This window comes from Gracilimonas sp. BCB1 (genome assembly GCF_040117685.2).
GTDB lineage: Bacteria > Bacteroidota > Rhodothermia > Balneolales > Balneolaceae > Gracilimonas.
In genome coordinates, this window is the sequence record NZ_JBEDYP020000004.1 from 63,629 (window position 1) to 72,994 (window position 9,366).

At 44.2% G+C, this 9,366-nt stretch carries 10 protein-coding genes; 4 read left to right on the plus strand and 6 right to left on the minus strand.

Annotated features, from left to right (window positions below):
• Nucleotides 1–39: 39 nt before the first annotated feature.
• Nucleotides 40–216 carry a histone H1 gene (locus tag ABFW99_RS02125; protein ID WP_349353288.1) on the minus strand — a complete coding sequence of 59 codons (177 nt, stop codon included), beginning with the start codon at nucleotides 214–216 and terminating at the stop codon, nucleotides 40–42.
• A gap of 150 nt (nucleotides 217–366) precedes the next feature.
• Nucleotides 367–1,659: an MFS transporter gene (locus tag ABFW99_RS02130; RefSeq protein ID WP_349353287.1), complete on the minus strand. Its 1,293-nt coding sequence runs from the start codon at nucleotides 1,657–1,659 to the stop codon at nucleotides 367–369.
• A gap of 179 nt (nucleotides 1,660–1,838) precedes the next feature.
• Between ABFW99_RS02130 and ABFW99_RS02135 the strand changes: the two genes are divergently transcribed.
• Entirely contained in the window at nucleotides 1,839–2,822 is a 984-nt protein-coding gene (locus ABFW99_RS02135; RefSeq protein WP_349353286.1) for an endonuclease/exonuclease/phosphatase family protein, read from the plus strand.
• Here ABFW99_RS02135 and hemG read toward each other — a convergent pair.
• Nucleotides 2,817–4,163: a protoporphyrinogen oxidase gene (gene hemG / locus ABFW99_RS02140; protein ID WP_349353285.1), complete on the minus strand. Its 1,347-nt coding sequence runs from the start codon at nucleotides 4,161–4,163 to the stop codon at nucleotides 2,817–2,819. The two genes, ABFW99_RS02135 and hemG, sit on opposite strands and share 6 nt — an antisense overlap.
• Nucleotides 4,160–5,227, minus strand: coding sequence for a ferrochelatase (hemH, locus tag ABFW99_RS02145; protein WP_349353284.1), 1,068 nt, complete (start codon nucleotides 5,225–5,227; stop codon nucleotides 4,160–4,162). The genes hemG and hemH overlap by 4 nt, the downstream gene beginning before the upstream one ends.
• Nucleotides 5,228–5,290: 63 nt before the next feature.
• Here hemH and ABFW99_RS02150 point away from each other — a divergent pair, with 63 nt between their 5' ends.
• Nucleotides 5,291–6,103 (plus strand): hypothetical protein, encoded by an 813-nt coding sequence (locus ABFW99_RS02150; protein WP_349353283.1) that lies wholly within the window; start codon nucleotides 5,291–5,293, stop codon nucleotides 6,101–6,103.
• Here the strand turns inward: ABFW99_RS02150 and ABFW99_RS02155 are convergent.
• Nucleotides 6,100–6,468, minus strand: coding sequence for a carboxymuconolactone decarboxylase family protein (locus tag ABFW99_RS02155; RefSeq protein ID WP_349353282.1), 369 nt, complete (start codon nucleotides 6,466–6,468; stop codon nucleotides 6,100–6,102). The genes ABFW99_RS02150 and ABFW99_RS02155 overlap by 4 nt on opposite strands.
• 201 nt (nucleotides 6,469–6,669) lie before the next feature.
• On the opposite strand from ABFW99_RS02155, the gene ABFW99_RS02160 reads away from it, so the two are divergent.
• Nucleotides 6,670–8,175: a hypothetical protein gene (locus ABFW99_RS02160; RefSeq protein WP_349353281.1), complete on the plus strand. Its 1,506-nt coding sequence runs from the start codon at nucleotides 6,670–6,672 to the stop codon at nucleotides 8,173–8,175.
• Here ABFW99_RS02160 and ABFW99_RS02165 read toward each other — a convergent pair whose 3' ends face one another.
• A complete protein-coding gene (locus ABFW99_RS02165; protein WP_349353280.1) occupies nucleotides 8,176–8,607 on the minus strand; it encodes a hypothetical protein in 432 nt (143 codons plus the stop codon). It lies immediately after the preceding gene.
• A 182-nt stretch (nucleotides 8,608–8,789) separates the two neighbouring features.
• On the opposite strand from ABFW99_RS02165, the gene ABFW99_RS02170 reads away from it, so the two are divergent.
• The coding region (locus ABFW99_RS02170; RefSeq protein WP_440707404.1) for a DUF4856 domain-containing protein at nucleotides 8,790–9,366 on the plus strand (577 nt) is incomplete at its 3' end.

Here is a 9,366-nt window from a genome sequence, read left to right on the forward strand (position 1 = left end):
ACACAATGGTGGCTTTTCTTTTAAATGTGGTAAAGGAAATTACATCGCGTTTTTCTTCGCTTGAATTTCCTGACGGATTTCGTGAGAAAGCTTCTTAAGAGTCATCAGGTGCTTACGGGCACGCGTACCGGCAGCCTTGTTTCCTTTCTCATAAAATTTCTTCATGTCAACTTGCAGTTCTTCTACTACGTTGCTGATATCGTCCATTCTACTCATGTGTTGTACTCCTTATAATTTTGTTTCGATTAATTAAAGGTGTTTATATGGAACTAATTAAACACCTGCTTTTTAAGTTACTGTGTTGTTCTATACAGTAGTAAAATCTGCGTTAATTTAACAAATAAGCAGATAAATACATTGTTTTCTTTAATTCTGGTTTATAGGCACTTCTTCCCGGGTTGTTCCCTTAACCTCATCCACACCTAACATTAAAGCTAATCCCACAACCAAAAGCAACAAAATGGCACTCATTCCCCACCGCTGATTATCCATCATTAAGGTAATCCAACCCACCATAATAGGCCCGGCAAAAGTGGTTACTTTCCCGGACAGAGCAAACAGCCCATACATTTGATTTCGTTTATCTTGCGGGGCCAGTCTTCCCATAAATGTCCGGCTTGATGCCTGTACGGGACCCACAAATATTCCAAGCAGCAAACCCCACACCCAAAACCAGAGCTCCGCCTCCACAAAAAGAACGGCCACAACCGGTACGATCAGCCCCACCAACGACCACACGATTGTGTTTTTACTGCCACTGATATCATCCAGCCAGGAAAACCCGAAAGCGCCCAGTCCGGCCGTCACATTGAGAGCGATACCAAACATAAAGATCTGCCCGGTATCAAAACCGAAAGTTCCGGCTGCATACACTCCCCCCATTGCAAAAATGGTGGCCAGGCCGTCATTGTAAAACAAACGTGCCAGTAAAAACTTCCAGATATTGGGTTCATCCTTAAGCATGGCAATCCCGTTCTTGAGTTCCTTCATCCCATCCTTCACCGCCACCGACATACTTTTATTTTTTGAAGGCACGTCTTCCGTTTTCAAAAACATGGGAATACTAAAAACAGCATACCACAAGCCGGTGAACAGAAAAGTGATTCTTACATTCTGCAATGAGCCTTCATCCAGCCCAAATACATCGGCACCGTACTCAACAAAACCGAAGTACCCGATGATAAGGCAAACCAGTCCTCCGGCATATCCCATAGCCCAACCCCAGCCCGACCATTTTCCAATGGTTAAACTGGTGGTTAAATCAGGCAGCATGGCATTGTAGAAAATGAATGAGAGCTCGGCTCCCAACGTAGCAATGAAAGCCATTGAAAGGGCAAACCAGATAAAATCAGAGCTGGGTTCGGCAAACCAAAGCATACTGCATCCGATTACACAAAGGGCGGTAAAGAAGGCAATCCACGGTTTTCGGCGGCCTCCTTCATCGGCAATTGAACCTAAAAAAGGTGCAGAGATCGCTATGACAAAACCCGCCAACCCGATCATATTTCCCCATAAAGCCGTACCTGAGGTTTCATTTTCAGCAATGGATTGGGCAAAATAGGCCGCAAATACAAAGGTTTGGATCATCACGAAATAGGCCGAATTGGCCCAGTCGTACATTGCCCAGGCGAAGAGTCCTTTTGAAGATTTCTCAGGCATAGGAAATTTTTTAAATGGATGGAGAGCCCGAATATCGGTTTTGGCAGCGGGAATGCAAAATTAAATAACCGTACTTTACCGATACCTGAGCTCTTATCTTAGATGGTAATCCTCACAATTCCATCACAAACTTTAAAAGTTCCATAACATTAAAACCCATACCATCTTATTAAAAAGATATGCGCCTGCTTTTACCGATTCTGATACTCGTCTCTTCATCTTGCACCCTTCAACAGCAAAAAGAACAGCCCGATCCTGACTTATTTTCTCAGACTTTGGCTACACCGGGCTGGTATCAAGCCTCTGACTTTGACACCGTGAAGGTTCTGTCCTGGAATGTAGAGCATTTTGTGGATGAGGTGGACAACCCGTACATCGATAATAGCCGGGAGAATAATCCGCCTGAGAATATGGATCAGCGCCGGGAGCTATTTGCTGAGATCATTAAAAAAGCGGATGCCGATATTGTGGTTCTTCAGGAATTTGAAAGTGACAGCTATGCCCAGAAATTAGCCGAAGAGCATTTTCCGGAGTTGGGTTACCAGGTTTTTGCAGGCCACGAGAGCAACGACTGGTATATGAATGTAGTGGTGATGAGCCGTATCCCTTTAGGGCTGTTTCACAGCTATGCCACAACAAATACACCGATCCTTGAACAAGTAGATGATGAAGGTAATCCTGCTTCACAGGCATTTACCAACAATCGTATGTGGACCACAGAAGTGTTGGTGAACCCGGACTATTCATTTTATTTAACCGGTGTACATCTGAAAGCGGGCCGTGGTGACCGAAATGAGAATTGGCGACTTGGACAAATCAATCTGTTGCGGGCACATTACAATCAACTGTTGGCGCTGAATCCCGATGAAAATATTCTGGCTGTGGGTGATTTCAACAGCACACCAGACAGTGATGAATTCCAAGCTTTTCTTGGAACCGGTTCATCTATAGAATTCGTAGATCTTTTGACCGGAACGGGAGTGTACTCTCACCCGGCTGATTCTGCCTTCTGGCGTATTGATCACATTCTTCCCAATAACAACATGAAGAGTGAAGTTGCCGGGGATACGGTGATTGTGAATTACTACTTTTCGCCTGACTCAATGAATATAGCGGCAGACCACCTGCCAATGAGCATCGAGATCATCCCAAAAGATTTATAACAAAGCGGTAACTCCTTCAACCAATTCTTCCGCTCCCTGAATGCAATCCGGCACGGAGACGCCCCAGCGGTAATTACCGCCTAAATGCAGGCCGGGATTTTCAGATTCAAATTGTTGAAGCTTCTGTTTTTTCTGTTCGTAGCCAACATCAAATTGGGGAATGGCTTTTTTCCAGAGGTGAGATTTAATGAAGGCCGGGGAAGCATCTGTCTCCATAAGCTCACAATACTCTTTTAGAATCTCTTCTTCCACCTCTTCTACCGGCCCGGTCAAAATTCCCCGATCGTGCGCCCCTCCTGTCATCAGGGTAGCATGAAAATACCCATCTGCCGTTAGCTCAGGAAAGATGCTTGATTTCCAAATGGCACCCAGCAGTCTGATTCGTTCTTTTCTGGGAATCAAAAACCCGAACCCTTTTCGCTTCACGTCAATTTCAGACGCATTGAACAACACTTGTGTTGAAAGCATCGGGACATAATCAATACTTACCAGTTCAGCAGATATTTCCGGATCAAATCTTCTTAGTATTCGGCCCAGGCTATATGCAGGAATGCAAGAGATGACGTTGCTTGACCAGAATTCTTCATCCTCCGTCAGAACTTTGTAGCCAGACTCTGACTTTTCCAACGCTTTTACTTCATCATACAAAATATGGCCAGAAATTCTTTCCGTGATAGCTTCGGTTAGCTGTTGAATTCCTTTTCTGAAGGAAAGCACTATCGGTTTTATTGCTTTCTTCTCTTTTTTTGAACGAATAGCACCCCAGGCTATAGACCCGTAATCCTGTTCATATTCTGCAAGCTTGGGCAGCACCGACTCCTTGCTCATCCTGTAAATATTGCCTGCATAGATGCCCGAAAACACCGGATCTGCAAGATAATCGACTGCCTCTTTACCGATTCTTCGCTCCAGAAAATCACCGATGCTTTCATCCCCGACCACCCCATCTTTCACAAACGGCTCTTTGAGTAACCGAAGCTTTGCTTTTGGGGATAAAATCTTTGTTGATATCAGAGAAAAAAGGCTCGGTTTCAGTTCCTGTAGTGAGCGGTCCCGAACAATATACCGGGTTTTAAAAGCTTCGGATATCTGAATCAGATCATTTGAAATACCTAAGTCTTCGGCGAGTTCCCTGATGTTACCGTTTCGGTCGCGCAAGGAATTGGGGCCGAAATCCATCACTGATTCCTGTGCCATCTTTGAGCTAATGGCTCCCCCGGTTTCATCCTGTTTCTCAAATAGCTTGAATGGTATTCCCTTTCGGTGGAGAAACCATGCCACAGAAAGGCCCGATATTCCCCCACCCAGAATTATAACTTCTTTTGAAGTTAAGTTACTCAAGCCGCCTCAACCTTTTTCACTTTAAGCTTTTCTGTGCACCATTTTTCAAGCGTGTCTATCCAAAGGTCGCTATCGTTTACACAAGGAATCAGGATTAAATCTTCACCACCGGCTTCCACAAAGTCTTCCTTACCGCGGATGCCAATCTCCTCGAGTGTCTCAATACAGTCTGAAATAAAAGCCGGACAACAAACCGCAACCTTCTTCACCCCTTCTTCCTCAGCCAGTCGAACCAGCTCAGCATCGGTGGCGGGTGTGAGCCAGGGATCAATCCCTAATTTGGACTGAAAGGCTGTGCTATAGCTGAAGTCCCTGCTATCCAGATCAAGATAATCGGCGGCATTCTTTGTGGTCATCAAATCCTGGTGACGGTAGCAAAAGGTATGTGCCGGTGAATTTACGTTACAGCAGTCTTCGCACTTCAGGCAGTGATCACCGGTGATATCCCGTTTCTTAATCTGCCGCTCCGGTACGCCGTGATAGGAAAACAACAGGTGGTCAATATCGTGCTCATCAATATAAGGTCGAATACTTTCCCCCAGCGCTTTCACGTAATCCGGGTCGTTATAAAAGGCCTCTTTAAATTCTACCTGAAGCTGAGGGTACTTTGACTGCCAAACTTCTTTAGCTTTTTCAATCACCGTTTCGGTTGTAGCCATCGCGTACTGAGGATATAGCGGAATCAGGAAAACACGATCGAGATTTGGGTTCTTTTCCATCAGTTCATCAAAACCTGCTTCAATAGATGGATTTCCGTACCTCATTCCCATGGAAACGGGAACATCATTTCCCAATCGCTCCTGGAGTTTATCAATAACACGCTGCGTAATTACAATCAAAGGCGAGCCTTCATCCCACCAAATCAATTCATATGCCTCTCCCGATTCTTTTGGGCGAAAAGGCAAAATAAATGCTTCTACAATGGTTTTACGGATGGGTGCCGGAAAGTCAATGACCCGTTTATCGGTGAGAAATTCTCTCAGATATACTTTTAAATCTGCGGGTTCATAACTATCGGGGGAACCGAGGTTAACCAATAAAATTCCAGTGTTCGATTGTGCCATGCCTGAATTTGATCTATGTTTAGTGTACAGTTAAGCAATAACTATATTTAATATGAAGAAAATATGAATTCCGATAAAAACAGCTCCGTATTAATTGTTGGCTGCGGTTGGGTTGGTAAAAAATTAGGTAAAAAACTTACGACTGATGGATTCACCGTTTTCGGAACCACCCGGGCTTCCTCTAATTTCTCTGTATTAAATGAAATCGGTATCAAGCCGGTAAAATTAGAACTTCCTGCCTCTTCCCTGTCTGAAATACGTTTGCCTGAAGTTGATTCAGTGTTAATCTCAATTTCTCCGGGGCGGGGCGAGAACCGTGATGAATACCCAACTATTATCGGTCAACTTTCCCGTGTTCTGGCTGAAGCAAACATACAGGTGATGATGTATAGTTCCACATCTGCTTATGGAAATGCAACCCATGAAGTGAAAGAAACCGATGTTGTGCCGCACCGAAACAGTGACAACGCCATAGTAGCAGCAGAAGGTGAATTACTGGAGCATGTTCCAGAGGCTGTTATACTACGCTTATGTGGTTTGTACGGAGAAGACCGGCACCCTGCAAAGTATATGGCCGGCCGAACCGACATTGCTGACGGTGACGCCCCTGTAAACCTGGTTCACCGAGATGATGTGATTCAGGTTACCCAAAAAATTATTACCGAAAATATTCGTGGAGAGATATTCAATGTTTGTTCGTGTTCGCATCCAAGCCGTACTGAAACCTACTCCGTGGTTGCTGAACGACTGGGCCTTAAGAAACCCACCTTTGTAGAAGGTGGAGCGGATGGTAAAACGGTTTCATCTAAAAAGATTAAAGATCGATTTGATCTTGATTTCATGCACCCGAATCCACTCGAATTCTTAACTAGTTAGTCAGTTTTAAGCGTGCCCTCCTCCTCCAGAAAATCCAGAGTGTCGGCCGCATGCCGAAGGTGTGGAATTACGATACTCCCTCCCACAATCAAGGCTACATTTAATGCATCAACAATTTCGGCTTTGGTAGATCCGGCTTTAGCACATTGCTCCAGGTGATAGTCGATACAATCGTTACAACGTAAAACGGCTGAGGCCGTAAGGCCAAGCAATTCTTTGGTTTGAGAGGAAAGGGCTCCATCACGATATGTATTGGTGTCCATATTGAAAAAGCGCTTAATGCCCAGGTGATCAAAGTCCATCACTTTCTCATTCTGTTCGGCTCTTTTTTCTCTGAATAGTTCCAGTCTGTTTTTATCTGACATAGTCTTTTGATTTGATTTGCCTCTGAATCACGAAAACACAAAATAGGGATGTCCGGGGTAAATAGTTGTGAGTTTTGAGAAGTGAGTCATGAGTATGATCATCACTACTCATTATTCAAACCTCACTTCTCCTGACTCATATTTTTATTCACCCTTCACTTAGCTATCTTTTCGTGTTTTGAGATTTAGTGGCAAACATTCATGTTCTGGAATAAAAAAGAAGCCAACCACAAACTGGTCGTTATTGGAGACAGCCTTTCACAGGGTTTTAACAACGGAGGTATTTACCGTACCGATGTTAATTTCCCTTCTTTCGTGCATCGCTGCTTTGAACCCAGACCCGATTTTGATCAACCCAGCTTTACTGCCCAGGCCGGCATCCCATTAAACCTCGAAGTATTGGTACGGGGTATGTCAGAAGAGTTTGGGGATGAAATCACCTGGAATGAGTATCTGCCCGCCGCCACCCATATGCTAAAAACCCTGAAGCGTATCAAAAAATACTGGGAAGGCGGACTGAAAGATCTCGCCGTTGACCGGAACTCTCCTTACCACAACCAATCGATATGGGGATTCAATATCAGCGACTCCTGGGTGGTTAATGAGCAAAACAGCCGGCATCATATTCAAACTAATCCCGAGAAGTTTACGGTTTTTGATATGCTCCCCGAGCATGCCAAGTTTACCACTGCCCGGCTTGTGCTGAACCCGTCACTGAAGCAAGACACAGAACTCGAAACCCAAAGCCAATTTGATAATGCAGAAGTACTGGCTGAAGACGGGGGTATCGAAAACCTGATTGTGTGTCTTGGCCATAATAATATGATTGCGGCCATCACCGACTTAAAAATGATTTGGACCGAAGATGATAACCTGGAAGTATTTCCGGGGAAGCGTACGCATACCGTTTACCGGCCCGAGCATTTCGAAATTCAGTATCGAAAACTGGCTGAAAAAGTCTCAAAGCTGGATGCTAAAAGAGTATTTGTGCCTACCCTTCCCTATGTGACCATTCCTCCCGTTTGCCGGGGTGTGAATTCCGATCTTTCCAGCAAACGGCTTGGGTATTTTGATTATTACACCCGCTTCTGGATTTGGGATGAGGATTTTGATCCGGACAAGCACCCACACTTAACAAAAGATCAGGCTATTCAGCTTGATCTAACCATGGATGAATACAATGATATTATCCATAAAGTAGCTGATGAATACGGCTGGACCGTAGTGCCCATGGCCAAAAATGTGGCCGGCATGGCCCGAAGACGTTTGGGGGGCGAATTGGTTCGGGATTTGCCAAAAGGCCTGGCTGATGCACTGTTGAAACAAGAAAGCACTGCACATCTGGTGGATGAAGAGGGTGATGTAAAACTCACAACCGATTATATACGTCTGGATAAAAACGGACAGCTTTATAAAGGAGGGATTTTCAGTTTAGATGGACTTCACCCTACTACGATCGGGTACGGGCTAATGGCAAATGTTTATATGAAAACCATGGCCAAGGCCGGAGTCAAATTTCAGCGCTCTATCGACTGGGATGAAGTTGTGCGCGAAGACACCCTGATTAGCAACCCTCCCAAATTACTGGGAGAGCTGCGTTATGTGCTCCGCTTTCTGGCGATGGGAAATCAAGAAAAATTCTTCAACTTCAGTAAGAATATACTCGGCCAGGCCATGGATTTGGTTTCGCCCCGTCAAAAACAATAATTATCCGATTTGGAGATCTTCCAGCAGTCGGTTGTATTTGTTCTTCAGGGTTTCCAGTCCGTCCTGCATTTCATCTTTTACTTCCTTCCATTTGTCCTTTCCGGAATCACGGAGCTCAGCTAAATCTTCTTTGAAGGAATCACGTTCGCCTTTAAGTTCATCCAGCTTTTCCTCTGCCTTTTCTCGGGCTTCTTCCGACTTTTCTTTCAACTGCTCTTCAGCTTCTGAAATATCTTCATTCATTTTTTTCAGAGTTTGTTCCGCTTCTGCAATGAACTCCTCTTTAGTTTGCTGAACATCTTCTTTAGCGGATTTCACCGTATTCTCTACTTGCTGGCCCACATTCTCAGCATTCTTGTTGGTCTTTTCAGAACAAGCGGTAAACATAAGCATGGTTGCCGTTATTAAAAGAATTAGTCTGTTAGTAAACATCGTTTTCCTGTATTTGATTGCGGTTATTCACTTTAGCTAAGTGCATTTTTCCTGACTTGTTCCAAGTTTTAATGTTCAGGGGAAATTAATTTAGATTTATTCTACATAAGCTTTGATTTGGCTTGAAACTCTTCTTAACTTAGAATTGATCTAAATAAAAATAATAACCTATTTTTCAAGACATGTTCCGACTAAAATCTATTTTAACGCTACTCTTAGTTTCATCTATACTCATCTCCTGCGACACTGATGATGGCACAAAAATCGAAGTTCCTTCATCCTATGAATTTACCCGAAATAGTGAGTCGACTGTTTCATTCTCCGGCCAAACCACACGAATTCAAATGGGCCACGAACTGCTTCCGGCCATGCTTGATTTCGAAAATTCCACCGAACAGCTTTTATTACGAATGTACCGCAACCAATCCGAAAACGGTGGCGATGTAGATCCGTTTGAAAGCGCTGAGCTTAATGCAGCTACAAAAAATATTAAAGGTAAAGTTGCCGCTTCCACCGATTTCTTTTCAAACAACACGGCCGTAAGTGCTGAAATTAAAAATCAATTTGAAGCATGGATCTCAAGTCAGGTTGAGGAAGTATTTCCAAACAGAAATACACTTGCTGCACCCGGGCAACCCGGACAAATTGCCGACGGTTCTTCTACCCGCTACGTAAATGGAAAAGGGTTTGAGTATAATCAGCTGGCAGGCAAAAGCCTGATTGGTGCTCTTATGACAGACCAAATGCTGAACAACTATG

Excerpts from the sequence above, each read along its gene's own strand:
- ABFW99_RS02125 (WP_349353288.1), bottom strand. The coding sequence starts at position 216 with ATGAGTAGAATGGACGATATCAGCAACGTAGTAGAAGAACTGCAAGTT.
- ABFW99_RS02130 (WP_349353287.1), bottom strand. The coding sequence starts at position 1,659 with ATGCCTGAGAAATCTTCAAAAGGACTCTTCGCCTGGGCAATGTACGAC.
- ABFW99_RS02135 (WP_349353286.1), top strand. The coding sequence starts at position 1,839 with ATGCGCCTGCTTTTACCGATTCTGATACTCGTCTCTTCATCTTGCACC.
- hemH (WP_349353284.1), bottom strand. The coding sequence starts at position 5,227 with ATGGCACAATCGAACACTGGAATTTTATTGGTTAACCTCGGTTCCCCC.
- ABFW99_RS02150 (WP_349353283.1), top strand. The coding sequence starts at position 5,291 with ATGAATTCCGATAAAAACAGCTCCGTATTAATTGTTGGCTGCGGTTGG.
- ABFW99_RS02155 (WP_349353282.1), bottom strand. The coding sequence starts at position 6,468 with ATGTCAGATAAAAACAGACTGGAACTATTCAGAGAAAAAAGAGCCGAA.
- ABFW99_RS02160 (WP_349353281.1), top strand. The coding sequence starts at position 6,670 with ATGTTCTGGAATAAAAAAGAAGCCAACCACAAACTGGTCGTTATTGGA.
- ABFW99_RS02165 (WP_349353280.1), bottom strand. The coding sequence starts at position 8,607 with ATGTTTACTAACAGACTAATTCTTTTAATAACGGCAACCATGCTTATG.